The sequence below is a fragment of the Streptomyces sp. NPDC012474 genome (assembly GCF_042955185.1).
Lineage (GTDB): Bacteria > Actinomycetota > Actinomycetes > Streptomycetales > Streptomycetaceae > Streptomyces > Streptomyces cahuitamycinicus.
This window is the reverse complement of sequence record NZ_JBIBEP010000012.1, coordinates 255,900-280,422: the sequence shown is the minus strand read 5'-3', so window position 1 is coordinate 280,422 and position 24,523 is coordinate 255,900. Positions and strand designations below refer to the sequence as shown.

Below are 24,523 nucleotides of genomic sequence, written 5' to 3'. Positions count from 1 at the left end.
AAACGCCCGGTTACATTCCGAACCCGGAAGCTAAGCCTTACAGCGCCGATGGTACTGCAGGGGGGACCCTGTGGGAGAGTAGGACGCCGCCGAACTTCTTTTAGAGCTCTGGCTCTTGGGCACACAAGCCCAAGAGCCAGAGCTTTTTGCGTTGAGGTAAGGTCAGGGGGCATCGTCGGTACATTTCCCACAGGAGGCCCCCGGGTGGAGGTTCAGGAGACTCGTGTCCAGACGGACCGTGTGCTCACCATCCCGAACATCCTCAGCATGGCGCGCCTCGTCGGTGTGCCCGTCTTCCTGTGGCTGATCCTGCGGCCTGAGTTCGGTGGGCCCAAGAGTGACGGATGGGCCCTTCTGGTACTCGCGCTGAGCGGAGTCAGCGACTACCTGGACGGCAAGCTCGCGCGGCGCTGGAACCAGATCAGCAGCCTCGGCCGGCTCCTCGATCCCGCAGCCGATCGGCTCTACATTCTCTCCACCCTGGTCGGCCTCACCTGGCGCGAGATTCTGCCTCTCTGGTTGACGGCTGCACTTCTGGCGCGAGAGCTGGTTCTGCTGGTCATGGTGGGCATCCTCCGCCGGCACGGCTATCCCCCGCCCCAGGTGAACTTCCTGGGCAAGGCCGCGACCTTCAACCTGATGTACGCCTTCCCCCTGCTTCTGCTCAGCGACGGAAGCGGCTGGATCTCGTCACTGGCTGCCATTTTCGGATGGGCGTTCGCCGGATGGGGTACAACGCTGTACTGGTGGGCAGGAGTCCTCTACGTGGTACAAGTCCGCCGCCTGGTTCGTGCGGACGCCATGACCGATTGAACTCCCGGATGGTCCTGCCGCCGTAGCGGAGCGATGGCCCGTACTGGATATGTGCGGGACAATCCTGGCGGGGGAAGTCGGCCAGATCGTCTCTTCGAGGAGGACGCTTCCGACATGAAGGCCGTCGTGATGGCCGGAGGCGAAGGCACGCGCCTTCGCCCTATGACCTCAAGCATGCCCAAGCCGCTCCTGCCGGTGGCCAACCGGCCGATCATGGAGCATGTTCTGCGGCTGCTCAAAAGGCATGGGCTCAACGAAACAGTCGTGACCGTCCAGTTCTTGGCGTCGCTCGTCAAAAACTACTTCGGTGACGGCGAAGAGCTCGGTATGGAGCTCACGTATGCCAATGAGGAGAAGCCACTCGGTACCGCTGGAAGCGTCAAGAACGCAGAGGAAGCGCTGAAGGACGATGCCTTCCTCGTCATCTCCGGCGATGCTCTGACGGATTTCGACCTCACCGAGCTCATCAATTTCCACAAGGAGAAGGGCGCGCTGGTCACGGTCTGTCTGACGCGTGTGCCCAACCCGCTGGAATTCGGTATCACGATCGTCGACGAAGAAGGCAAGGTGGAGCGCTTCCTGGAGAAGCCCACCTGGGGTCAGGTCTTCTCCGACACCGTGAACACCGGCATCTACGTGATGGAGCCCGAGGTCTTCGACTATGTCGAGCCCGACGTGCCCGTCGACTGGTCCGGCGATGTCTTCCCGCAACTCATGAAGGAAGGCAAGCCCATCTACGGCTACATCGCCGAGGGCTACTGGGAGGACGTCGGCACTCACGAGAGCTATGTGAAGGCCCAGGCCGATGTCCTGGAGGGCAAGGTCGACGTGGACGTCGACGGATTCGAGATCTCCCCGGGCGTATGGGTCGCCGAGGGGGCGGAGGTCCATCCCGACGCCGTCCTCCGTGGGCCCATCTACATCGGTGACTACGCCAAGGTCGAGGCGGGCTCCGAGATTCGTGAGCACACCGTCGTGGGCTCCAACGTGGTCGTCAAAAGCGGTGCGTTCCTGCACAAGGCCGTCGTCCACGACAACGTCTACGTGGGGCCGCACAGCAACCTGCGTGGCTGCGTTGTCGGCAAGAACACCGACATCATGCGCGCGGCACGGATCGAGGACGGCGCCGTCATCGGTGATGAGTGCCTGATCGGTGAGGAATCGATCGTTCAGGGCAATGTGCGGGTCTATCCCTTCAAGACCATCGAGGCCGGCGCCTTCGTCAACACCTCGGTGATCTGGGAGTCCAGGGGCCAGGCGCATCTCTTCGGCGCCCGCGGTGTGTCCGGCATCCTGAACGTGGAGATCACGCCGGAACTGGCGGTCCGCCTCGCAGGCGCGTACGCGACGACGCTGAAGAAGGGCTCGACCGTCACCACGGCCCGGGACCACTCCCGTGGCGCCCGTGCGCTCAAGCGGGCGGTGATCTCCGCGCTGCAGGCCAGCGCGATCGACGTGCGGGACCTGGAGAACGTCCCGTTGCCGGTTGCCCGGCAGCAGACCGCGCGGGGCAGCGCCGGCGGCATCATGATCCGCACCACGCCAGGGGTGCCGGACTCGGTCGACATCATGTTCTTCGACGGGCAGGGCGCCGACCTGTCGCAGGGCAGCCAGCGGAAGCTGGACCGGGTGTTCGCGCGACAGGAATACCGCCGGGCCTTCCCGGGGGAGATCGGTGACCTGCACTTCCCGGCCAGTGTCTTCGACTCGTACACCGGGTCGCTGCTGCGGAACGTCGACACGACCGGGATCGCGGACTCCGGGCTGAAGGTCGTCGTGGACGCGTCCAACGGAAGCGCGGGACTCGTCCTGCCGAGCCTGCTCGGCAAGCTCGGGGTGGACTCGCTGACGATCAACCCCGGCCTCGACGAGTCCAGGCCCACGGAGACGGCCGACATGCGGCGGTCGGGGATGGTGCGTCTCGGGGAGATCGTGGCGTCCTCGGGGGCCGCGTTCGGCGTGCGATTCGACCCCGTGGGTGAGCGGCTGTCGCTCGTCGACGAGAAGGGGCGGATCATCGAGGACGACCGGGCGCTGCTCGTGATGCTGGACCTCGTCGCCGCCGAGCGGCGCAGCGGCCGGGTCGCGCTGCCGGTGACCACGACCCGGATCGCCGAGCAGGTGGCGGCGTACCACGGGACGCAGGTCGAGTGGACGACCACCTCTCCCGACGACCTCACGCGCGTGGGCGGTGAGGAAGGGACGATCTTCGGTGGTGACGGCAAGGGCGGATTCATCGTCCCCGAATTCAGCAGCGTGTACGACGCCACCGCGGCGTTCGTGCGACTCATCGGGCTTGTGGGGCGGACGCAGCTCACGCTCAGCCAGATCGACGCGCGGATCCCGCGGGCGCACGTCCTGAAGCGGGATCTGGCGACCCCGTGGGCCGTCAAGGGGCTCGTGATGCGGCGGGTCGTCGAAGCGGCCGGAGATCGCTTCGTGGACACCACCGACGGTGTGCGCGTGGTGGAGACCGACGGGCGCTGGGTGATGGTCCTGCCCGACCCTGCCGAGGCCGTGACCCACCTGTGGGCAGAGGGGCCGGACGACGCGTCCGCGCAGGCCCTGCTGGACGAATGGTCGGCTGTCGTGGACAGCGCCGGCCGGTAGGACGGGCTGTACGCGTGCGTGCCGGACAGGTGTCCCCAACGGGGCCTGTCCGGCACGCCGGTGGGGCCGTTCGGAGGTAGTGCTCGCGACGTGCGACGATGTGCGGCATGCCGCAGCAACCCCCCATTCGGAGCACACCCACGCGGCCCCGGCGCCCGGATGCGTCCATGTCGTTGCTGACCAACGTCATGGACCACAGCCTCGACGAAGGGTATGCCGAGGCCGCAGCGCGCAAGAAGGCCGCGGGAGACGGCGGCATGCCGAAGACGCTCCGGGCGAAGCTGGGGCTCGCCGCCGGACTGGTGCTCGCGGCCCTCGTCGTCACCCTCGGAGCGGCGCAGGCGCGGGTCGCGGCTCCGGTCGTAGCCAAGGAGCGGGAAGAGCTCGTCGACCGCATCGACCGGGAGACCGAGGCGGCGGACAAGCTGGAGGACTCCGTCGACGAGCTGCGCGCGGACGTGAGCGCACGGCAGCGCGAGGCGCTGAAGAACAGCGGCGGCAGCGCGGACTCCGACCTGACGGGCATCCTGTCGGGCGCGGTCGCGGTGCACGGCCCCGGCGTGAAGCTCGTGGTGAACGACGCCAAGCAAGCCGCCACGGGCGGCGACGCCGACCCGCGGGAGACCTCCGGGTTCTCCGACACCGGCCGGGTGCGGGACCGGGACATGCAGCGCGTGGTGAACGGGCTGTGGGAGTCGGGTGCCGAGGCCGTCTCGATCAACGGGCAGCGGCTGACGGCGCTGTCCGCGATCAGGGCCGCCGGGGACGCCATACTGGTCGACAACAAGCCGCTGGTCCCGCCGTACACGGTGCTGGCGGTCGGGGACGGGCAGCGGCTGAGCACGCGGTTCCAGAACAGCGCGGACGGGTTGTATCTGAACGCGCTGCAGGAGAGCTACGGCATCAGGACAGGCATCTCCGTGGAGGACGACCTCCGGCTGCCTGCCGCGCCGAGTGTGACCGTACGTACAGCACAGCCGAGCATTGAGAAGAGTGAGAAGGGCACATCGTGATCGCCGTACTGGGCCTCGTCGTGGGAGTCGTGGCCGGCCTGTTGGTCCGGCCTGAGGTTCCGGCGGTGGTCGAGCCTTATCTGCCGATCGCTGTCGTGGCGGCGCTCGATGCCGTCTTCGGCGGCCTGCGGGCCATGCTCGACGGCATCTTCGACGACAAGGTCTTCGTGGTGTCGTTCCTGTCGAACGTCGTCGTGGCCGCGTTGATCGTGTTTCTGGGCGACAAGCTCGGCGTGGGCGCCCAGCTGTCCACCGGTGTGGTGGTCGTCCTCGGCATCCGGATCTTCTCCAACGCCGCGGCGATCCGCCGGCACGTGTTCAGGGCGTGAGGCCGATGAGCGATCACGAAGAGAAGACGGCCGAGGACCGGGGCGACACGCGCGACGGTGACGGCGGGTCCGGGAACAGGCTGCGCGAGGAGCTGCCTCAGGAGGTGCCCGCGGCGCCGCCTGCCGCCGAGGCCGAGGAGGCGCCGAAGGAGCCGGAGCCCGAGCAGGTACCGGAACCGCAGCCGGACCCCGGGCCGCGGCTGACCGGTCGGCAGCGGCTGGTGCAGGGGCTGTGGCCGCCGCGTGTCACCCGGGCCCAACTCATCGTCGCGGTGCTTTTGTTCGGTCTGGGATTCGGGCTGGCCGTGCAGGTGGCCTCGAACAGTGACAGCGACAGCGCCCTGCGGGGCGCGCGGCAGGAAGATCTTGTCCGCATCCTGGATGAACTGGATGACCGTACTCAGCGTCTCGAGGACGAGAAGCGGGGGCTCGAGCAGCAGCGCGACGAGCTGGAGAACAGCTCCGACCAGGCCGAGGAGGCCAGGAAGCAGACGATCGAGAAGGAGAGGCAACTCGGCATCCTGGCGGGCACCGTGGCCGCACAGGGGCCCGGCATCACCATGACGGTCGTGGACACGAAGGGAACGGTCGAGGCGGACATGCTGCTCGACGCGATCCAGGAGCTGCGTGCCGCGGGCGCGGAGGCGATTCAGGTCAACGGTGTCCGCGTCGTCGCCGGCACCTATTTCGCGGACTCCGGCAAAGGCGTGAGCGTCGACGGGAACAAGATCAACGCGCCCTATCGTTTCAAGGTCATCGGCAAGCCGCAGGACCTGGAGCCGGCGCTCAACATCCCCGGAGGCGTGGTGCAGACTCTCGAGAAGGAACAGGCCACCGTCACGATCGAGCGGTCCACCGACATCGTGGTGGACGCCTTGCGAGCAGCGAAGCGGCCTGACTACGCTCGGTCGTCCTCCCAGTGAACCGGGGGTGCATGGGCGGCATCGGGCGAGGGCATGAGGTTGCGGGGGGTCGGCGCACCGAATGGGCGGTGCGTGGTGGAAACTGTCTGGTGCAGACGGACGTTGTCAGGATGTCCGGGTCGGCCAGAGTGTTCAGTCAGGGTTCGTCCTGCCCCACGGGCGGGTCTGTTTCGGTCAAGGGGAATCGCCCGTGAAGTTGTTTGCGAAGTTGTTCGGCAAGAGCGCGCGAGAGGGCAGCGACAATGCGACCGCCCGCCATCGCGCACAGCCTGACGCGGAAGGCCAGCGGCCGCTGTTCAGGGACCAGGTCGGCGGCCCTGGCGGCGATGTTTCCGGTGGTCAGGGCGCGCCGTCGGTTGACCCTGCGCAGCCCGGCGGCATAGGTTTCGGGCAACCGTCAACCTCAAGTGCGGGTGGAGGGTTCTCCGACCCGTATGCGTCCAACGCCCCCGGTGGGCAGCCGCGGCAGGAGGATCCGATGTCGGCCCTGGTGTGTACGAGGTGCGGTAACCGCAACGCGGAGAACAGCCGTTTCTGCTCCAACTGCGGCGCGCCGCTGCGGGCGGGGGCGACGCCGGAGCGTCCGTCCGAGACGACCTCCACGATCTCCATCTCCGGTCTCGAGGCCTACGACAGCGAGACCACCGGCCAGACGCCGATGCCGACCCTGTCCCCGGAGGCTCAGGCCGCCGTCGACGCGCTGCCGCTGGGTTCGGCGCTCCTGGTCGTGCGCCGCGGGCCGAATTCGGGCAGCCGCTTCCTGCTGGACGGCGATCTGACCACGGCCGGCCGGCATCCGCAGAGCGACATCTTCCTGGACGACGTGACGGTGTCCCGGCGTCACGTTGAGTTCCGCCGCGGTCAGGACGGTTCGTTCACGGTGGCCGACGTGGGCAGCCTGAACGGCACGTACGTGAACCGCGAGCGCATCGACCAGGTCGCTCTGAACAACGGCGACGAGGTACAGATCGGCAAGTACCGGCTGGTCTTCCACGCCAGCCAGCGGGGCTACTGACCGGGCTCCGTCCGGACAGACCCCAGCGAGGAGACCCCAGCGAGGGTCCATCCGTCAGGGAAGGTCCATGCTGCAAAAACCGAGCGGCGGTGCCGGGAACGGCGCCGCCGCCACGGACAGTGGGCTGATGAGCATCGGCGCGGTGCTGAACGCGCTGCGCGACGAGTTTCCCGAAGTGACCATCTCCAAGATCCGTTTCCTGGAGTCGGAAGGGCTCATCGAGCCGCAGCGAACCCCGTCGGGGTACCGCAAGTTCAGCGCCCATGACGTCGAGCGCCTCGGGCACGTCCTGAGGATGCAGCGGGATCACTACCTGCCCCTGAAGGTGATCCGGGAGCACCTGGAGGCCATGGAGCGCGGTGAGGCCTTGCCGCTGCCGGTCGTGGGCCGTCAGCGGGACGGAGAGGCCGCTCCGGAACCGCCCGAGGGTCCCGCAGCGGCCAGGATCGGGCGAGCGGAACTGCTCGCCGCCGCGGGCGTCGACGAGCAGGAGCTCAAGGAGTGGGAGTCCTACGGTCTGCTCACCCCACTGGAGGACGGGGCCTATGACGCCGAGGCGGTCACCGTCGCCCTGCTCGTCATCGAGCTCGGGCGGTTCGGGATCGAGCCCCGGCACCTGCGGGTGATGAAGGCCGCCGCCGACCGTGAGGCCGGGCTCGTGGACCAGGTGGTGGCCCCCTTGAGAAGGCACCGGAACCCGCAGACCAGGGCTCATGCCGAGGCCCGCGCCAAGGAGCTGGCCGGGCTCACGGTGAAGCTGCACGCCGCGCTGGTGCGCACGGCGCTCGGCCTGCGGCTGCCCTGAGGAGGGCGCGCACAGGGCCGGATCAGGCGCCCGATACCGGCCCGACTACCCAAACGTCCCGAGCACGGCCTAGGGTTGCTGTGTGAACGAGCTCGATGTCGTAGGTGTCCGGGTCGAAATGCCCTCCAACCAACCGATCGTGCTGCTGCGTGAAGTGGGAGGCGACCGTTACCTCCCCATCTGGATCGGGCCGGGGGAGGCGACAGCGATCGCCTTCGCCCAGCAGGGCATGGCTCCCGCGCGGCCGCTGACTCACGACCTGTTCAAGGACGTGCTGGAAGCCGTCGGCCAGGAGCTCACGGAAGTGCGCATCACGGACCTGCGTGAGGGCGTCTTCTACGCGGAGCTGGTCTTCGCCAGCGGCGTCGAGGTGAGCGCCCGCCCGTCCGACGCCATAGCGCTCGCGCTGCGCACCGGGACACCGATCTACGGAAGTGACACGGTGCTCGACGACGCCGGCATCGCGATCCCGGACGAGCAGGAGGACGAGGTGGAGAAGTTCCGCGAGTTCCTCGACCAGATCTCCCCGGAGGACTTCGGCAGCAGCAGCCAGTGAGCGCCTCGGGATCGGCAGCGGTCTGAGAAGGGGTGTGGGCGGCCCGGCTGACGATGCGGTCCGTGGTGGGGCCGCCCGCCGTATGTGTGACGGGTGAAATGCCCGCATGTGCCGGTGGCGAGTGAGAGCGTCATGCGGCTCGCGCCGAGCACATTCGGCTAGCCTTTCCCCGCGGTGGGGCACGGGAAACCACTCTCAGGGTGATTATCACTCGGCGTGGCGAGTGTGGCGATCGTTGACGCACCCCTGGTGACTGCCTACCGTCGAGAAGGCAGGTCAAGGACGGAGGTCGGCGTGAGAAGCAGCGGCGACGGTACGGCTGGGGGCGGCCCCGAGCGCAGTCTCAGGGCGAGCGGTCCGTACCCTCCCCCCGGCTCACGGCCCCTCCCGGGCGGTGGATGCCCTCAGCCCGGAGGCGCGGCCGAGCACGCTCCGCAGCGACCGACAGCGGTCCCGAGCAGCGGAGGGACGACGTCCATGGCGTCCGAGCAGATCGGCTATCGCGGCCCCACGGCCTGTGCGGCCGCCGGTATCACCTACCGGCAGTTGGACTACTGGGCCCGTACGGGGCTCGTCGAGCCGAGCGTGCGCCCCGCCCACGGATCCGGGACGCAGCGGCTGTACAGCTTCCGGGACGTGGTCGTCCTGAAGATCGTCAAGCGATTCCTCGACACCGGGGTGTCCTTGCAGAACATCCGGACGGCCGTCCACCACCTCAGGGAACGCGGTTTCAGCGACCTGGAGCGCATGACGCTGATGAGCGACGGCGCGACGGTCTACGAGTGCACCTCGCCCGACGAAGTCCATGCCCTGCTCCAAGGCGGCCAGGGTGTGTTCGGGATCGCCGTGGGCGTGGTGTGGCGGGACGTCGAGAGCGCGCTGTCCCAGCTGCACGGCGAGCGGATCGACACCGGCGAGACTCTGGTCGGACCGAATCCGGCGGACGAGCTGGCGCGTCGGCGGAACCGGGCCGTCTGAGCCGTCCGGCAGCGAAGGACCGCACGCGGCCGCAGTAGGCGGGACGTTTCCGCACCGGAGCGTAAGCGGTTTCCCTCGGGGCGTTCCGGGCGGTCGTGCGGGGCGTTGTCAGTGGCGTAGGGCAGCATCGGAGTTGTGAGAACCGCGCCCACGATCCTGCATCTCGACATGGATGCCTTCTTCGCCTCGGTGGAGCAGGCGTCCAAGCCGAGTCTGCGCGGGAAGGCCGTGGTGGTGGGAGGGCTCGGGCCGCGAGGCGTGGTGGCGACCGCGTCGTACGAGGCCCGGGTTTTCGGGGTTCATTCGGCGATGCCCATGGGGCAGGCCCGGCGGCTCGCGCCGAACGCCGCCTATCTCGTGCCGCGCTTCGACTTCTACCGGTCGATCAGCGAGCGGGTGATGGAGCTGCTGCGGGCGTTGTCGCCGCTGGTGGAGCCGCTGAGCCTGGACGAGGCGTTCGTGGACCTGGAGGCCGGGGACGTGGCCTGGGACGAGCCATCGGCGCGGCTGGCCGGGATGAAGCTGCGCGCGGACATACGGGCCGCCACGGGGCTCACGGGGTCGGTGGGGCTCGCAGCCTCCAAGATGCTCGCGAAGATCGCCTCGGAGGAGGCCAAGCCCGACGGGCTGGTGGTGATCGAGCCGGGGACGGAGCGGGCCATGCTCGGGCCGATGTCGGTGCGGACGCTGCCGGGGGTGGGCCCGGCCACGGGGGATCATCTGAGGCGGGCCGGGATCACCACGGTCGAGGAGATCGTCGAGGCGGGCGAGGACGAACTGGTCCGGCTGCTGGGGAAGGCGCACGGGCACGGTCTCCACGCCATGGCGCTGGCGCGGGACGACCGGCCCGTGGTGGCGGAGCGTGAGACGAAGTCGGTGTCGGTCGAGGACACCTACGACATCGACATCCACGACCGGACGCGAGTCGGGCTGGAGGTGCAGCGGCTCGCGGAGCGGTGCGTGCGCCGGTTGCGCGGGGCAGGGCTGTCCGGGCGGACGATCGTGCTGAAGGTGCGGCGCTACGACTTCTCGACGCTCACCCGCTCCGAGACGCTGCGCGGGCCCACGGACGACCCGGCGGTGATCCGTGAGGCGGCGGCCAGATTGCTGGACTCGGTCGACACGACCGGCGGGGTGCGGCTCCTCGGAGTGGGCGTCAGCGGGCTCGCCGACTACACACAGGAGGACCTGTTCGCCCAGGCGGCGGGGGAGCGGGCGGTCGCGGAGGGCCCGGTCGAGGAGCACGCCGTGGCGCCGGCCGAGGAGCAGCCGTCCCTCGCCGAGCGGCGTTGGCCCGCCGGGCACGACGTGCGGCACGCCGAGTTCGGTCACGGATGGGTGCAGGGCAGCGGCCTGGGGCGGGTCACCGTGCGGTTCGAGACGCCCTCCTCGGAGCCCGGGCGCGTGCGGACCTTCCGGGTCGACGACCCGGATCTGGTGGCGGCGGATCCGCTGCCGTTGGTGTTACGAGGGACCGACGGGGGAGTGGAAGCGCCCGGGGAGGAGTCTCATGCCGTCTCGTCGGTGCCCGCCAGCTTGCCGAAGTCGCGGTCCGGCAGCGGGGGCGGGGCGGCGACGTCGAGACCGTAGTGGTGGTAGAGCTGCAGTTCCTGCTCGGGGGAGAGGTGGCGGCCCACCCCGAAGTCGGGGGCGTCCTTGATCAGGGCGCGTTCGAAGGGGACGTGCAGGGCGCCCTCGATCAGTTCGCTGGGCTCCAGGGGGACGAATGCGTCCCTGCTGAACAGGCCGGTCCGTATGGCCGCCCACTCCGGCTCGCCGGTGGCGTCGTCGAGGTAGACCTCGTCGATGGTGCCGATCCTGGTCCCGTTGCGGTCGAACGCCTTGCGGCCGATCAGGTTGCGCGGATCGATATCGGTTCGCACGGGACCTCCACATGGTCGCACCTCATCCGTAAACACTACAAAACGGTACAAGCGGGGATGCGGCCACTCGAAGGTTCGTGCGTTGACCTCGCTGGTACGCTGGCAGCGGCTGTTGACCCCGTGCGGGAGAGTCCTCCAGACACCATCGGAGGCGCCGAAGGAGCAAATCCTCCCCGGAATCTCTCAGGCTCACGTACCGCACGGACGAGGTCACTCTGGAAAGCAGAGCGGGTGTCGACGGCTTCCGCTCTCACCGACGGTGAAAACCGGAGGCCTTCGGGCGATCCGGTGAAGCTCTCAGGTTGAGATGACAGAGGGGGAGGCCGTCCGGGTACCCGTGCCGTGGTGCCCCTCGAAGGTCGTGTCGACCAGGAGGCCTCCGTAATGACCGCCCACCGCATTCCGCTCTCCGAGCTCGAAGAGGCAGTCCCCTTCGAGCAGCGCCACATCGGCCCCGACCACGAGGCCTGCGCCAAGATGCTCGCCCAGGTCGGCTACGGCTCGCTGGACGAGCTCACCGCCGCCGCTGTCCCGGCCGTGATCAAGAGCGCCGAGGCACTGGACCTGCCGGGCGCCCGCAGCGAGGCCGAGGTGATCGCCGAGCTGCGCTCCCTCGCCGACCGCAACGAGGTCCTCGGTTCCATGATCGGCCTCGGCTACTACGGCACGTTCACGCCGCCGGTGATCATGCGCAACGTCATGGAGAACCCGTCCTGGTACACGGCCTACACGCCGTACCAGCCGGAGATCTCGCAGGGCCGGCTCGAGGCGCTGCTCAACTTCCAGACGATGGTCGCCGAGCTGACCGGACTGCCGACCTCCGGCGCCTCCCTGCTCGACGAGGGCACCGCGGCCGCCGAGGCCATGGCGCTGTCGCGGCGTCTGGGCAAGAACAAGAAGGGCCTGTTCCTGGTCGACGCGGACACGCTTCCGCAGACCATCGCCGTGATCCGGACCCGCGCCGAGCCCACGGGCGTCGAGGTCGTCGTCGCGGACCTCGGCCAGGGCATCCCCGCCGCCCTCGCCGAGCGTGACATCAACGGTGTGCTGATCCAGTACCCGGGCGCCTCCGGTGCCGTGCGGGACATCAAGCCGGTCATCGACCAGGCGCACGGGCTCGGGGCGCTCGTCACCGTCGCCGCCGACCTGCTGGCGCTGGCGCTGCTGAAGTCGCCCGGCGAGCTCGGGGCGGACATCGCCGTCGGGACGACGCAGCGCTTCGGCGTGCCCATGGGCTTCGGCGGGCCGCACGCCGGCTACATGGCGGTCCAGGGCAAGATGGCGCGCAGCCTGCCCGGGCGGCTCGTCGGCGTGTCCGTGGACGCCGACGGCAACAAGGCCTACCGGCTGGCCCTGCAGACGCGTGAACAGCACATCCGCCGTGAGAAGGCCACCAGCAACATCTGCACCGCCCAGGTGCTGCTCGCCGTCATGGCCGGCATGTACGCCGTCTACCACGGGCCCGAGGGCCTGAAGGGCATCGCCCGGCGCACCCACCGGTACGCCACGGTCCTCGCCGCCGGACTCGCGAACGGCGGGGTCGAGATCGTGCACGGCTCCTACTTCGACACCCTGACCGTGCGCGTCGAGGGCCGGGCCGCCGAGGTCGTGGCCGCCGCGCGGGGCAACGGGGTCAACCTGCGGCTCGTGGACGCCGACCACGTCTCGATCGCCTGCGACGAGACCACGACGCGGGCCCAGCTGCGTGCCGTATGGGCCGCTTTCGGGGTCGAGGGCGTCGTCGAGGCACTGGACGCGGCCACCGAGGACGGGCTTCCGGGCGCGCTCCTGCGCACCGACGACTACCTGACGCACCCCGTCTTCCACCAGCACCGCTCCGAGACCGCCATGCTGCGCTACCTGCGCCGGCTGGCCGACCGCGACTACGCGCTCGACCGGGGCATGATCCCGCTGGGCTCCTGCACCATGAAGCTCAACGCCACCACCGAGATGGAGCCGGTCACCTGGCCCGAGTTCGGGCAGCTGCACCCCTTCGCGCCCGCCGAGCAGGCCGGGGGCTACCTCACCCTCATCCACGAGCTGGAGGACCGGCTCGCCGAGGTCACCGGCTACGACAAGGTGTCCCTCCAGCCGAACGCCGGGTCGCAGGGCGAGCTGGCCGGACTGCTCGCCGTCCGCGGCTACCACCGGGCCAACGGGGACGAGCAGCGCACCGTGTGCCTGATCCCGTCGTCCGCCCACGGCACCAATGCCGCCAGCGCGGTGATGGCGGGCATGAAGGTCGTGGTCGTGAAGACCGCCGAGGACGGCGAGATCGACGTCGAGGATCTGCGGGCGAAGATCGAGCAGTACCGCGACGAGCTGGCCGTGCTGATGATCACCTACCCGTCCACCCACGGGGTGTTCGAGGAGCACGTGGCCGACATCTGCGCCCAGGTGCACGAGGCGGGCGGCCAGGTCTACGTCGACGGGGCCAACCTCAACGCTCTCGTCGGGCTCGCCAAGCCGGGGCACTTCGGCGGGGACGTCTCGCACCTGAACCTGCACAAGACCTTCTGCATCCCGCACGGCGGCGGCGGTCCCGGCGTCGGCCCGGTCGCGGTGCGCGAGCACCTCGCGCCCTACCTGCCGAACCACCCGCTGCAGCCCGAGGCGGGCCCCGAGACGGGCGTCGGGCCCATCTCGGCGGCGCCGTGGGGCTCGGCCGGCATCCTGCCGATCTCGTGGGCGTACGTCCGGCTCATGGGCGGCGAGGGGCTGAAGCGGGCCACGCAGGTGGCCGTGCTCAGCGCCAACTACATCGCCAAGCGGCTGGAGCCGCACTACCCGGTGCTCTACACCGGTCCCGGCGGGCTCGTCGCCCACGAGTGCATCATCGACCTGCGGCCGCTGACCAAGGCGACCGGCGTGAGCGTCGACGATGTCGCCAAGCGGCTGATCGACTACGGCTTCCACGCGCCGACCATGTCGTTCCCGGTGGCCGGGACGCTGATGATCGAGCCGACCGAGTCGGAGGACCTGGCCGAGCTGGACCGGTTCTGCGAGGCGATGATCGCCATTCGCGCGGAGATCGAGAAGGTCGGCTCCGGTGAGTGGCCCGCTGAGGACAACCCGCTGCGCGGCGCCCCGCACACCGCCGGTGCGCTCGCAGGTCGGTGGGAGCACGCCTACAGCCGTGAGGAGGCCGTCTTCCCCGCCGGGGTGTCGACCGCCGACAAGTACTGGCCGCCGGTGCGCCGCATCGACCAGGCCTTCGGTGACCGGAACCTGGTGTGCTCCTGCCCGCCGCTGGACGCGTACGAGGACTGATCGGCCGACCGGTCACGGGGAGGGGCTCCGCGGAGCGGGGCCCCTCTCGCCGTTCCCCGGCGCGTCACGCGGTGGCGAGTGACACCTCGGTCGCCTTGATCAGGGCGACGACGGGGATACCGGGTGACAGGGCCAGGTCGTGCGCCGCGTCCCCGGTGATCGCGGCGGTCAGTTCGCCGCCCTCGACCGTGACGCGGACCGACACCATCGCGGCGCCGGCCGCGATGTCCGTGACCGTCCCGGGGAGCTGGTTGCGGATCGACAGGCCCTCGATCGGCGCGGTGGCCAGGGAGACCTCCGTCGACTTCATCAGGGCGCGCACGGCGGCGCCCGGTGCGAGACGCAGTTCTTCCGCGGCCTCGCGGGTGATCGCCGCGGTGAGGTCCTGGCCGCCGGTGAGGCGGACCCTGACCGTCGCCATGGCCTCGCCAGGGGTGACGGCGGTGACGGTGCCGGGGAGCTGGTTGCGGATGCTCAGGCGCATGGGTGCACGGTAGACCGGCGGGAGCGTGCTGCCGGGTATGCGGAGGTCCGCGTCGCCCGCGCTGCCACCCGGAACCGGTGTCGGGGTGTCCGCGCCGGACCGGCGCGCGCCCGAGCCGGCAGGCGCGGGTCCGCGTCGCCCAGCGCTGTCACCCCGGCTCAGACACGGTCGATGTGGACGTTCGTCGACTTCACGCGGGCCGTCGCCTCCATGCCGATCTCCAGGCCCAGTTCCTCCACCGCCTCGCGGGTGAGCAGGGAGACGAGCCGGTGCGGGCCGGCCTGGATCTCGACCTGGGCGGCGACGTCGCCGAGTTTGATCGCCGTGACGATGCCCGGGAACGCGTTGCGGGCCGAGGTGTACGGCGTGTCCTCCTCCGGGGAGCCTGACCGGGCGAGTTCGACCGAGAACGCGGCCAGGTCCCGCCCGTCGATGAGCCGTCGCCCGGTCTCGTCGCGGTGGGTGGTGATGCGGCCCGCGTCCGCCCAGCGGCGGGCGGTGTCCGGGCTCACGCCGAGCAGCCGTGCTGCCTGGCCGATCGTGTAGGACTGCATGCCGGTCACGATAGGCGCGGGGGAAGGGAACGACGGATGCGGGGCCGGTCGTTGGGTGTAACGCGATACAGCGTTGGTCTGGGATTCGGCAGGAGGAGTGCGACGGCCCGACTCAGCCCACGTGCACCCTCGGCCGCCGCTTGCGGTCCGGCTCCGCCTCGCGCAGGACCTCGCGGGTCACCGGGGCGACCTCGCCCTGGCCGAACAGGAAGAAGCGCAGGAAGTTGGCGAAGGGCCCGCCCTCGGTCCACTCGAAGTAGATGTGCGGGGTGCGGCCCGTCGAGTCGCGGACGCACAGCAGCAGCGCGGCCAGGGCGTTGGGTACGGAGGACGACTCCAGGGTCAGCACCCGGTAGCGTCCGTGCAGCACCTCGCCGCGTACGGTCAGGCCCGCCTCGAACTCGGACGGGTCGGTGACCGTCACCTCGACGAAGACGAAGTCCTCCTGGCCCGGCACGTCGTTGTCCTGCCGGATCTGTTCGATCTTGTCCCGGTACTCGGCGCTGTCGCGCATGTCCGGCTCGTTGGCGATGAACCGCATCCGGCGGCTGGCCATGTCCCGGACGAAACGTTCCGCCATGCCGTCCAGCGTCACGCTGGTCACGCGGAGCTCGAACGCCCGGGCCAGCCGTGACAGCAGGGAGACCAGGATGATGCCGGCGATGAAGCAGGCGCCGATCTTCACGCCGTCCGGGCGCTCGATCACGTTGAGCACGGTCGTGTACAGGAACACCGCGGAGATCACCGCGAAGGTGATCGTCCAGTTCCGCTGCCGGGCCTTGCGGGCGGCGATGGTCACCGCGATCGCGGCGGAGCTGATGAGCACCAGCACGCCGGTGGCGTAGGCGCCGCCCTGGGCGTTGACGTCGGCGTCGAAGACCCAGGTGACCAGGAAGGCGATCAGCGTGAAGACGATGACCATGGGCCGCACGGCGCGGGCCCAGTGCGGGGCCATGCCGTAGCGGGGCAGATAGCGCGGCATCAGGTTGAGCAGGCCGGCCATCGCGGATGCGCCGGCGAACCACAGGATGGCGATCGTCGAGGCGTCGTAGACGGTGCCGAAGGTGTTGCCCAGGTAGTCGTGCGCCAGGTACGCGAGTGCACGGCCGTTGGCCCGGCCGCCCGCCTCGAACTCCTTCTCCGGGATGAGGAGGGTGGTGATGAAGCTGGTGGTGATCAGGAAGACGCTCATGATCAGCGCGGCGGCGGTGAGCAGCTTCTTCGTGTCGCGGATGCGGCCGGTCGGCCGGGCCTCGGTGTCGTCCGGTTCGCCCTTGACGTGCGGCATCACGGCGACGCCCGTCTCGAACCCGGAGAGGCCGAGCGCCAGTTTCGGGAAGACGAGCAGGGCGACGCCGATCATGGCGAAGACATTGCTGTGCTGGGTGGTGAGGGCGCTCGACCAGTCGGTGACCACATGGCCCGCGGTGGCGACGTGGTAGAGGCCGACGACCACCACGATCACGTTCAGCGCGAGGTAGGCGCCGACGAGGGCGACCGCGATGCCGATCGCCTCCAGGAAGCCCTTGAGGAACACCGCGCCGAGCAGAGCCACCAGGGCCAGGGTGATCAGCAGCTGCCTGTCGTGCAGGACGCCGGTCAGATGCGGGTTCTCCACGAGGTGGGTGGAGGCGTCGGCGGCCGACAGGGTGATGGTGATGAGGAAGTCGGTGGCGGCGAAACCCAGCAGGGCCAGCACGAACAGCTTGCCCTGCCAGAACGACAGCAGCGTCTCCAGCATCGCGATCGAGCCCTCGCCGTGAGGGCTCTCCTCGGCCACGCGGCGGTAGACGGGCAGGGCTCCGGCCAGCGTGACGACGACGAGGACGATGGTCGCGATCGGTGACAGCAGACCCGCGGCGAGGGCCGCGATGCCCGGCTGGTAGCCGAGGGTCGAGAAGTAGTCGACGCCGGTCAGGCACATCACCCGCCACCAGGGCCGGCCCCGGTGCGGGGGCTCCGGCTCGGCGTGGGGCCCGGTGTGGCCGCCGGCCCTGCCCATGTCGGACAGGCCCTCCAGTATCCAGGTGCGCAGACGGCTCGGTGAAGTGGGCTCCGGTCGGCTCGGTGCCGGGTGCTCGGTGGTGGCCATCGACATGCTCCCGATGTGGGCTCGGCGGGGTTCCGGCCATCACAGGACGGCGCGATCAGCGTAAGCGGAGGGTGATGCCGTGGCCCGTGAATGAGGGGGCTGTGTGCGTCAAGCTTCCGTTAAGACTGGCGGCCGGGGCGGGCGTGGATGCGAAAGCACGAGCTGGGAGCGGGTGGGACGGTCCCGGCGGCGGCGGGAGCGGGTTCTGTCGCCCGCCCTCGACCGGACACTCTGTGTGATCGCGGCCCGGTCGACTTCGTAACGTTCGTCTGTCAAGTCGAATGTTTCGCCATTCCATCAGGTCCAGCGCCTGACGTGAGATTCAGCGTGTACAAGGGGTTGCCACCGTTTACCCGCTGTCTCTAGGGTGCGGCAGCAGCGAACCTTTCTGGAACTACTTCGAAACTTTCGAGGAGCGCATGATGGGCGACCCCGCACTGTCCCGCCGCGGCTTCCTGGCGGCCTCCGCCGCGGCCGGTATGGGGATGACGGCACTGACCGCATGCGGCGGGGACTCGAACGGAGGGTCGTCCGGGACGACCACGATCGAATGGTGGAACATCTCCACCACCGAGCCGTCCAAAACCGTCTGGGCCGCCCTCGCCCGGAAGTTCGAGGCGCAGAACCCCAAGGTCAAGATCAAGATCGTTCAGATGGAGAACGACGCCTACAAGTCGAAGATGACGGCCCTGACCGCCTCCGGGAAGCTGCCCGACATCTTCCACACCTGGGGCGGCGGCGTGCTGAAGCAGCAGGTCGACGCCGGGCTCGTCGAGAACCTCACGGACCGGACCAAGCCGTGGGGCGACGCCCTGCTGCCGGTCGCCAGGGAGCCGTACCTGATCGACGAGCAGGCCTACGGCATACCGTTCGACATAGGCATGATCGGCTTCTGGTACAACAAGGCGCTCTTCGAGAAGGCCGGCATCGCCGAACCCCCCACCACCTGGGACGGCTTCCTCGACGCCGTACGCAAGCTCAAGACCGCCAAGGTCACCCCGCTGGCACTGGCCGGCAAGGAGAAGTGGCCCGGCATGTACTACTGGGCCTACCTGGCGATGCGCACCGCCGGCGCGGAAGCCCTTCAGAAGGCCTACGACGACAAGGACTTCACCGGCGCCCCGTTCGTCGAGGCGGGCGAACACCTGGAGGAACTGGTCGGCCTTCAGCCGTTCCAGAAGGGCCACCTCGGAGCCTCCTACTCCTCACCCACCGGCCAGGCCGCCACCGTCGGCAACGGCAAGGCGGCGATGGAGCTCATGGGCCAGTGGGCGCCCACCGTGCAGGCCGACGCCGGCAAGGGGCTCGGCAAGGACCTCGGCTTCTTCCCGTTCCCCGCGGTCGAGGGCGGCAAGGGCACCATCACCGAGGTGTTCGGCGGAGGCGGCGGCCACGCCCTGCGCCGGGGTGCCCCGCAGGAGGCCGTCGACTTCCTCAAGTTCTTCGCGTCCGAGGCGACCGACCTGGAACTGGTCAAGAAGACCGGCGTCCTGCCCGTGGTCCCCGCGGCCGAGAGCGCCATCGCCGACCCCAACATCAAGGCCGTACAGGCGCAGTTGAAGGCGGCCACCGGTTTCCAGCTCTACCTCGACCAGGCGTACGCGCCCGCCGTCGGCCAGGAGGTCAACGACAGTGTGGCCGCGCTCATCGCCGGCTCCAAGTCGCCCGGGCAGGTCGCCCAGTCGATCACGAAGACCGCGAAGGAAGAGCAGTAGCCGGCGATGACCTCAACGTTCCTGCCGGACAAACGGACCGGCCCCGGCGCCGGTTCCCCGCCCCCGGCCGCTGAACGGCGGCCCCCGGGGCGGGCCCGGCGACGCGCGCTGCACTGGCTCACGGCGGCCGGTTTCCAACTCCCCGCCCTGGTGCTGTTCATGGGGCTCGTGCTGCTGCCGATGCTGTTCGCCCTGTACGCCGCGTTCTTCCGCTGGGGCGGCTTCGGCATGCCCTCCGACTACATCGGCGGCGAGAACTTCACCCGGCTCTTCCAGGACGAGGTCTTCCTCGGCGACCTGTGGCGCTGCCTGGTGCTGGTGGTGCTGTCGCTCGCGATCCAGCTGCCGTTCGCGCTCGCCATGGCCGTGCTGCTCAACCAGCGGATGCGCGGCCGGGCCGTGTACCGGATGCTGTTCTTCGCCCCCTACGTCCTGTCCGAGGCCATCACCGGAATCCTCTTCGGCATGATCTTCGCCCCGGACGACGGCTTCGCCGACCAGGTCCTCGGCAAGGTCGGTCTCGAAGGCCTGGGTGGGGAATGGTTCGCGGATCCGTCCACCGTCATGGCGACCGTCTTCCTGGTCATGACCTGGAAGTACTTCGGCTTCCACATGATGCTCTACCTCGCCGGGCTCCAGGCGGTGCCCCGGGAACTGACAGAGGCGGCGCTCATCGACGGGGCGAGTGCCTGGCAGCGGTTCCGCAACGTGACGCTGCCGCTGCTCGCGCCCACCCTGCGTATCAGCGTCTTCCTGTCGGTCATCGGGGCCATCCAGCTCTTCGACCTGGTCTGGGTCACCACCGCGGGCGGACCGGACCACCACTCCGAGACCATGGCCGTGACCATGTTCCAGTACGGCTTCAAGCGCTACCAGGTCGGCTACGCCAGCGCGATCAGCGTGGTCATGTTCGGCATCAGCCTCGTCTTCGCCCTCGCCTACCAGCGGTTCGTGCTCCGCCGGGATCTCGAAGGGGCCACCACGACCATGCGGGGGGACGGAAAGTGACCGCCAGTCAGAAGACCCGTGGGGGCCGCAGGACCTGGGGCCTGCACCTCGTCCTGACCGTCGTGGGCGCGGTCATGGCCGTCCCCCTGCTCTACGCCGTGCTCTCCGGATTCAAGTCCACCGACGAGCTCTCCCGCAACCCGGTCGGTCTGCCCGAGTCGTGGGTGACCTCCAACTACACCCAGATTCTCGGCTCGGGGGACTTCTGGCGGCTGATCGGCAACAGCACGCTGATCGCGGTGGGCACGACCGTTCTGATCGTCGCGGTCTCCGCCCTGTCGGCGTTCTCCTTCGCGCGGTTCGCCTTCCGGGGCCGGGAGGCGCTGTTCACACTGTTCACCATGGGGCTGATGTTCCCCTTCGCGGTGGCGGCCCTGCCGCTGTTCCTGCTGCTGCGCTCCCTGGAACTGCTGGACAATCCCCTCGGCGTGATCCTCCCGCAGGCCGCCTTCGGACTCCCCATGACGATCATCATCCTGCGGGGCTTCTTCCGGCAGATCCCCGGCGAGCTGGAGGAGGCGGCCACACTCGACGGGTGCAGCTCGTTCGGCTTCTTCTGGCGGGTACTGCTGCCCATGGCCCGGCCCGCGCTCGGCACCGTCTCCGTGCTGGCCGTCGTCACCAGCTGGAACAACTTCTTCCTGCCGCTGCTGGTGTTCACCGACGCGCAGTGGTGGACGCTGCCGATCGGCGTCCAGCAGTTCCAGGGGCAGTACTCCGCCGAGTACGCCAAGGTCTTCGCCTATCTGGTGCTGGCCATGGTGCCCGCACTCGCCTTCTACTCGGTCGCCGAGCGTCAGCTCGTCGGCGGCCTCACCGCCGGCGCCACCAAGGGCTGACGCGTTCCGCCAACGTACGGCTCTACCCACCCGTCTGTCGTGAGGAGTCGCACCATGCGCACCACCCGTCTGAGACTCGCCGGCGCCGTCGCCGCGTTCCTGGTCGCCGCCGGCATCACAGCCGGCACCCCCGCCCAGGCGGGTCACCAGCAGCCCACCCTCGCCGACCTCGCCCAGCGACACGGCCGCTACTTCGGCAGTGCCACCGACAACCCCGAGCTCGTGGACGGGCCGTACAAGGCCCTGCTCGGCAGCGAGTTCGACCAGATCACACCCGGCAACGGCATGAAGTGGTACGCGACCGAGCCCCAGCAGGGTGTGTTCGACTTCTCCAAGGGCGACGAGATCGTGAACCTCGCCCGGGCCAACCGGCAGAAGGTGCGCGGCCACACCCTGGTCTGGCACAGCCAGCTGCCCGGGTGGCTCACGGGGAGGGAGTGGACGGCCCCGGAGCTGAGGGCCGTTCTGAAGAAGCACGTCCAAGCGGAGGTACGGCACTACCGGGGCAAGGTGTTCGCCTGGGACGTCGTCAACGAGGCGTTCAACGAGGACGGCACGTACCGGGAGTCGGTCTTCTACAAGACGCTCGGCCCCGGCTACATCGCCGACGCTCTGCGCTGGGCGCACCAGGCCGATCCGCGGGTCAAGCTGTACCTCAACGACTACAACATCGAGGGGATAGGCCCGAAGAGCGACGCCTACTACAAGCTGGCCAAGGAATTGAAGGCCAAGGGCGTCCCGCTGCACGGCATCGGCCTCCAGGCCCATCTCGCCCTGCAGTACGGCTATCCGACCACTCTGGAGGACAACCTCCGCCGCTTCTCCCGGCTCGGTCTCGACACCTCGCTGACCGAGGTCGACATCCGCATGCAGCTGCCCGCGACCGAGGAGAAGCTGGCCGAGCAGGCCGAGTGGTACGCCGACCTGACCGCGGCGTGCCTGGCGGTACGCCGGTGTGTCGGCATCACTCTGTGGGACTACACCGACAAGTACTCCTGGATCCCGGCGGTCTTCCCGGGCGAGGGCGCGGCCCTGCCGTGGGACGAGGAACTGCGGCGGAAGCCGGCGTACTTCGCGCTGCGTGAGGCGCTCGGGGGGAGGTAGCGGGGGCGGACGGCGCCCTGCCCGACAGGGGGTGGCGGGGCGCCGTTTCTCGTGCCGAGGTCAGGCCAAAGGTGCGGTGCTCGCCCTTACCACCAGGTCGGTGCCCAGTTCCACCCGCGGTGAGTCCGGCTGCTCGTCGCGGGTCAGCCGGAGCACCGTGCGCACGGCCAGTTTGCCCATGTCGGCAAGGGGCTGGCGGACCGTCGTCAGCGGCGGAGCCGACCAGCGGACTTCCGGAAGGTCGTCGAAGCCGACCACGCTCATGTCCTGCGGCACCCGCAGCCCGCGCCGGCGCAGCGCCTCGATCGCGCCGAGTGCCATCTGGTCGCTGGCCGCGAACAGGGCGGTCGGCGGCTCGGGGAGGTCGAGCAGGGCGGCGCAGGCGGTGAATCCGGACTCGGGGCGGAAGTCGCCGGGGACGACGAGGGACGCGTCCGGCGTGATGCCGGCGCCCTCCAGGGCCGCGCGGTAGCCGTCCAGACGGGCCCGGGAGCACAGCAGGCGGGGCGGGCCGGCGATCAGGCCGATCCGGCGGTGGCCGAGGGACAGCAGGTGTTCGGTGGCCGCCATGCCGCCCGACCAGTTCGCCGCGCCGATCGTGGGGGCGTCGAGGGCGGGGGAGCCCGCAGGGTCGACGACCACCAGGGGCACGCCGAGGATCCGCAGCTCCTCGTGCAGCGTGGAATCCAGGGCTGACGTCACGAGGATGACGCCGTCGGAGGCGCGGGCCCTCAGGTTGCGCATCCACTCGCGGGCGTCGCCCGAGCGCCCGTGGATGGCCGACACCACCGTGCCCACCCCGGCGGCGTGCGCGACCTCCTCGACCCCGCGGATGATCTCCACGGCCCAGGGGCTGTCGAGATCGTTGAAGACCAGGTCGAGCAGGGCGGCACGGGCGCCCGGGGCCGCGGGACGCCTGCGGTAACCGTGGCGGCGCAGGAGGTCCTCGACCCGGGCCCGGGTCTGCGGCGACACGTCGGACCGGCCGTTGACGACCCGGGACACGGTCGGTACGGACACGCCGGCCTGCCGGGCGATCTCCGTGATCGTGACCTTGCCCTCGGCGTCGGCCCCACGTGCTCCCACTTGCCCACCTCCATCGACGGGTGACGGCGAAACTTCCAGGAGTCTTCCGGAAAACGGGCGTCCGTGGGAAGGCGTACGAGGCGGGAACGGCACGTCGCGGGGGGTGACGGTGAGTGACGACCCCCGGACATGCATCGGGGCCGGTTCGCAGGGGTTCTGCGGCCGGCCCCTCATGTGTGCCGACGGGACGTCGCCCCGCCGAGCGGCCTCAGGCGGCCGTCACCACCTGGCCGGCCAGCGGACGGTGCGGGGCGATGGCCCGGCCGTCCGGCAGGAGCTCACCGGTGTCCTCGAAGAGCACCACGCCGTTGCACAGCAGGCTCCATCCCTGCTCCGGGTGGTGCGCCACGAGGCGGGCGGATTCCCGGTCGGCGGATTCTGCTGAAGGGCACTGGGTCTGGTGCTGGCACATGGGTGGGATCTTTCGCTGGGTCGAGATGGACGATGGGACTGAGTCGGCTGTCGTGTCTGTTCCGCGGCTAGAAGTGTCGTTCATGGCCGCCCCCCGTTGTGATAAGTCGTCGGAACCCAGTGTTGCCCCACGGGCGTCGATCCGCAGGGATTTCGCGGCACCGCTTCTCACAGGTTCATGACGCATCACCCGCGCGGACGGTTCATCCCAACTGCACTGTCCCTTCGGGTGGTTCGCAGTGGCCGAATGGGGCTAGTCCGCTCGGGTCGGCGACCATTCCGGCTCGTACGAGCCGTTGGGTGCTCGGACGAGCGATCGCGTGAGCGGAAAAGCGATCGGGTGGGCGGCCAGGCGGGGCGAATAGGCGGCGGGCGGGGAAATGAACGACCCCGCCGCCGGAATTCGGCGACGGGGTGCGAGGGGACCGCGCGGCGCTTCAGGCGGGTGAGCCGAGCAGTCTGGTGGGAGTGACCCGGTGGGTCAGCACCGGGAGGAGGTCGGCGACGCGGTGCGGGCGATGGGCCGCGATGCCGGGAGGTGCGGGCGCCAGCGGGACGAGCAGGTCGGTGGCGGCGGGGTGGCCGGCGGCACCGTCCGCGGTGCAGTCCTCGTGCAGCCAGAGCGTCAGCATGTACAGGCCGGGCACCGACAGCAGGCGGGGCTGGTAAGGCTGCGGCATCGTCTCCGCCTGGCGCAGGGCGCGCTCGGTGGAGGTGATGTACGGGCCCTCGAAGAAGTGGGAGAAGGCCCAGCCGTCGGGAGTCAGCATGGTCTCCGCCGCGGCCACGGCGCGGTCGCCGCAGCGGATCAGGAAGCGCCACCCGGCCAGCCGGGTCGCGGACACGCCCTCGGCCGTCACATGGTCGAGGACGTGCACGGGCAGGGGGAGCTCGGGTGTGGCGGGCCCCTGGGTGCCGAGCAGGGAGGGCGTTCGGGCTTCGCGGACCGCGGTGGGTGAGGAGAGCGCAGTGAGGACGGAGCGAAGTGCGGGCGCGGGAGCCGGAGGGACATGCAGCGGCATGGTGGGTCGCCTC

The 24,523-nt window shown here is 69.6% G+C and carries 22 protein-coding genes, 1 rRNA gene and 1 riboswitch; of the genes, 16 read left to right on the top strand and 7 right to left on the bottom strand.

Features of this window, described 5'->3' with window-relative positions; translation table 11 throughout:
• The 11 genes from rrf to ACFY9S_RS25910 all read left to right on the top strand — a co-directional run.
• Positions 1-95: ribosomal RNA gene (gene rrf, locus ACFY9S_RS25960) — 5S ribosomal RNA — on the top strand; the annotation flags it as partial.
• A gap of 109 nt (positions 96-204) precedes the next feature.
• The gene (locus ACFY9S_RS25955; protein ID WP_031143178.1) at positions 205-813 is read left to right on the top strand and encodes a CDP-alcohol phosphatidyltransferase family protein; all 609 of its coding nucleotides are present in this window, start codon (positions 205-207) and stop codon (positions 811-813) included.
• Between the two features lie 114 nt (positions 814-927).
• Complete coding sequence (locus ACFY9S_RS25950) at positions 928-3,423, top strand: sugar phosphate nucleotidyltransferase (RefSeq protein WP_391132399.1); 2,496 nt, start codon at positions 928-930, stop codon at positions 3,421-3,423.
• A gap of 167 nt (positions 3,424-3,590) precedes the next feature.
• Positions 3,591-4,436 carry a DUF881 domain-containing protein gene (locus tag ACFY9S_RS25945; RefSeq protein WP_391132397.1) on the top strand — a complete coding sequence of 282 codons (846 nt, stop codon included), beginning with the start codon at positions 3,591-3,593 and terminating at the stop codon, positions 4,434-4,436.
• Positions 4,433-4,765 (top strand): small basic family protein, encoded by a 333-nt coding sequence (locus ACFY9S_RS25940; RefSeq protein ID WP_003988855.1) that lies wholly within the window; start codon positions 4,433-4,435, stop codon positions 4,763-4,765. Before ACFY9S_RS25945 ends, ACFY9S_RS25940 begins: the two co-directional genes overlap by 4 nt.
• Positions 4,766-4,770: 5 nt before the next feature.
• Positions 4,771-5,688 (top strand): DUF881 domain-containing protein, encoded by a 918-nt coding sequence (locus tag ACFY9S_RS25935; protein WP_391132395.1) that lies wholly within the window; start codon positions 4,771-4,773, stop codon positions 5,686-5,688.
• A 61-nt stretch (positions 5,689-5,749) separates the two neighbouring features.
• The gene (locus tag ACFY9S_RS25930; protein ID WP_391132393.1) at positions 5,750-6,703 is read left to right on the top strand and encodes an FHA domain-containing protein; all 954 of its coding nucleotides are present in this window, start codon (positions 5,750-5,752) and stop codon (positions 6,701-6,703) included.
• A 67-nt stretch (positions 6,704-6,770) separates the two neighbouring features.
• Positions 6,771-7,508, top strand: coding sequence for a MerR family transcriptional regulator (locus ACFY9S_RS25925; RefSeq protein ID WP_391132391.1), 738 nt, complete (start codon positions 6,771-6,773; stop codon positions 7,506-7,508).
• A gap of 82 nt (positions 7,509-7,590) precedes the next feature.
• Entirely contained in the window at positions 7,591-8,064 is a 474-nt protein-coding gene (locus ACFY9S_RS25920) for a bifunctional nuclease family protein (RefSeq protein ID WP_003988851.1), read from the top strand.
• 294 nt (positions 8,065-8,358) lie between these two features.
• A complete protein-coding gene (locus tag ACFY9S_RS25915; RefSeq protein ID WP_107457211.1) occupies positions 8,359-9,042 on the top strand; it encodes a MerR family transcriptional regulator in 684 nt (227 codons plus the stop codon).
• A 135-nt stretch (positions 9,043-9,177) separates the two neighbouring features.
• Positions 9,178-10,632, top strand: a complete 1,455-nt coding sequence (locus ACFY9S_RS25910; protein ID WP_391132389.1) for a DNA polymerase IV — start codon at positions 9,178-9,180, stop codon at positions 10,630-10,632.
• Here the strand turns inward: ACFY9S_RS25910 and ACFY9S_RS25905 are convergent.
• A complete protein-coding gene (locus ACFY9S_RS25905; protein ID WP_189593721.1) occupies positions 10,551-10,925 on the bottom strand; it encodes a PRC-barrel domain-containing protein in 375 nt (124 codons plus the stop codon). The two genes, ACFY9S_RS25910 and ACFY9S_RS25905, sit on opposite strands and share 82 nt — an antisense overlap.
• A gap of 113 nt (positions 10,926-11,038) precedes the next feature.
• Positions 11,039-11,134, top strand: a riboswitch (glycine riboswitch).
• A 175-nt stretch (positions 11,135-11,309) separates the two neighbouring features.
• Between ACFY9S_RS25905 and gcvP the strand changes: the two genes are divergently transcribed.
• On the top strand, positions 11,310-14,195 hold the full coding sequence (gene gcvP / locus ACFY9S_RS25900) for an aminomethyl-transferring glycine dehydrogenase (protein WP_391132387.1): 2,886 nt from the start codon (positions 11,310-11,312) through the stop codon (positions 14,193-14,195).
• A gap of 64 nt (positions 14,196-14,259) precedes the next feature.
• Here the strand turns inward: gcvP and ACFY9S_RS25895 are convergent, their stop codons facing one another.
• The 3 genes from ACFY9S_RS25895 to ACFY9S_RS25885 form a co-directional block, all read right to left on the bottom strand.
• Entirely contained in the window at positions 14,260-14,679 is a 420-nt protein-coding gene (locus ACFY9S_RS25895; RefSeq protein WP_391132386.1) for a TOBE domain-containing protein, read from the bottom strand.
• Positions 14,680-14,837: 158 nt separating this feature from the next.
• Positions 14,838-15,233, bottom strand: a complete 396-nt coding sequence (locus ACFY9S_RS25890) for a TOBE domain-containing protein (RefSeq protein WP_391132384.1) — start codon at positions 15,231-15,233, stop codon at positions 14,838-14,840.
• 112 nt (positions 15,234-15,345) lie between these two features.
• On the bottom strand, positions 15,346-17,325 hold the full coding sequence (locus tag ACFY9S_RS25885; protein ID WP_391132382.1) for an amino acid transporter: 1,980 nt from the start codon (positions 17,323-17,325) through the stop codon (positions 15,346-15,348).
• A 422-nt stretch (positions 17,326-17,747) separates the two neighbouring features.
• Between ACFY9S_RS25885 and ACFY9S_RS25880 the strand changes: the two genes are divergently transcribed.
• The 4 genes from ACFY9S_RS25880 to ACFY9S_RS25865 all read left to right on the top strand — a co-directional run bounded on the left by ACFY9S_RS25880 (position 17,748) and on the right by ACFY9S_RS25865 (position 21,991).
• Positions 17,748-19,040 carry an extracellular solute-binding protein gene (locus ACFY9S_RS25880; RefSeq protein ID WP_391132380.1) on the top strand — a complete coding sequence of 431 codons (1,293 nt, stop codon included), beginning with the start codon at positions 17,748-17,750 and terminating at the stop codon, positions 19,038-19,040.
• A gap of 6 nt (positions 19,041-19,046) precedes the next feature.
• Positions 19,047-20,048, top strand: coding sequence for a carbohydrate ABC transporter permease (locus ACFY9S_RS25875; protein ID WP_102909894.1), 1,002 nt, complete (start codon positions 19,047-19,049; stop codon positions 20,046-20,048).
• A gap of 74 nt (positions 20,049-20,122) precedes the next feature.
• A complete protein-coding gene (locus tag ACFY9S_RS25870; RefSeq protein ID WP_391132422.1) occupies positions 20,123-20,887 on the top strand; it encodes an ABC transporter permease subunit in 765 nt (254 codons plus the stop codon).
• 54 nt (positions 20,888-20,941) lie between these two features.
• Positions 20,942-21,991, top strand: coding sequence for an endo-1,4-beta-xylanase (locus ACFY9S_RS25865; RefSeq protein ID WP_391132378.1), 1,050 nt, complete (start codon positions 20,942-20,944; stop codon positions 21,989-21,991).
• A 60-nt stretch (positions 21,992-22,051) separates the two neighbouring features.
• Here ACFY9S_RS25865 and ACFY9S_RS25860 read toward each other — a convergent pair whose 3' ends face one another.
• From ACFY9S_RS25860 to ACFY9S_RS25850, 3 genes are all read right to left on the bottom strand, one after another.
• A complete protein-coding gene (locus tag ACFY9S_RS25860; RefSeq protein WP_391132376.1) occupies positions 22,052-23,077 on the bottom strand; it encodes a substrate-binding domain-containing protein in 1,026 nt (341 codons plus the stop codon).
• 208 nt (positions 23,078-23,285) lie between these two features.
• Positions 23,286-23,489: a DUF5999 family protein gene (locus ACFY9S_RS25855; protein WP_391132374.1), complete on the bottom strand. Its 204-nt coding sequence runs from the start codon at positions 23,487-23,489 to the stop codon at positions 23,286-23,288.
• A gap of 436 nt (positions 23,490-23,925) precedes the next feature.
• On the bottom strand, positions 23,926-24,510 hold the full coding sequence (locus tag ACFY9S_RS25850) for a hypothetical protein (protein ID WP_391132373.1): 585 nt from the start codon (positions 24,508-24,510) through the stop codon (positions 23,926-23,928).
• Between the last annotated feature and the right edge of the window lie 13 nt (positions 24,511-24,523).

Bases quoted from the DNA above. Each gene is read 5' to 3' on its own strand.
- ACFY9S_RS25950 (WP_391132399.1), top strand. From the start codon at position 928: ATGAAGGCCGTCGTGATGGCCGGAGGCGAAGGCACGCGCCTTCGCCCT.
- ACFY9S_RS25945 (WP_391132397.1), top strand. From the start codon at position 3,591: ATGTCGTTGCTGACCAACGTCATGGACCACAGCCTCGACGAAGGGTAT.
- ACFY9S_RS25935 (WP_391132395.1), top strand. From the start codon at position 4,771: ATGAGCGATCACGAAGAGAAGACGGCCGAGGACCGGGGCGACACGCGC.
- ACFY9S_RS25930 (WP_391132393.1), top strand. From the start codon at position 5,750: ATGGGCGGTGCGTGGTGGAAACTGTCTGGTGCAGACGGACGTTGTCAG.
- ACFY9S_RS25925 (WP_391132391.1), top strand. From the start codon at position 6,771: ATGCTGCAAAAACCGAGCGGCGGTGCCGGGAACGGCGCCGCCGCCACG.
- gcvP (WP_391132387.1), top strand. From the start codon at position 11,310: ATGACCGCCCACCGCATTCCGCTCTCCGAGCTCGAAGAGGCAGTCCCC.
- ACFY9S_RS25895 (WP_391132386.1), bottom strand. From the start codon at position 14,679: ATGCGCCTGAGCATCCGCAACCAGCTCCCCGGCACCGTCACCGCCGTC.
- ACFY9S_RS25890 (WP_391132384.1), bottom strand. From the start codon at position 15,233: ATGCAGTCCTACACGATCGGCCAGGCAGCACGGCTGCTCGGCGTGAGC.
- ACFY9S_RS25885 (WP_391132382.1), bottom strand. From the start codon at position 17,325: ATGGCCACCACCGAGCACCCGGCACCGAGCCGACCGGAGCCCACTTCA.
- ACFY9S_RS25880 (WP_391132380.1), top strand. From the start codon at position 17,748: ATGGGCGACCCCGCACTGTCCCGCCGCGGCTTCCTGGCGGCCTCCGCC.
- ACFY9S_RS25875 (WP_102909894.1), top strand. From the start codon at position 19,047: ATGACCTCAACGTTCCTGCCGGACAAACGGACCGGCCCCGGCGCCGGT.
- ACFY9S_RS25870 (WP_391132422.1), top strand. From the start codon at position 20,123: ATGGCCGTCCCCCTGCTCTACGCCGTGCTCTCCGGATTCAAGTCCACC.
- ACFY9S_RS25865 (WP_391132378.1), top strand. From the start codon at position 20,942: ATGCGCACCACCCGTCTGAGACTCGCCGGCGCCGTCGCCGCGTTCCTG.
- ACFY9S_RS25855 (WP_391132374.1), bottom strand. From the start codon at position 23,489: ATGTGCCAGCACCAGACCCAGTGCCCTTCAGCAGAATCCGCCGACCGG.
- ACFY9S_RS25850 (WP_391132373.1), bottom strand. From the start codon at position 24,510: ATGCCGCTGCATGTCCCTCCGGCTCCCGCGCCCGCACTTCGCTCCGTC.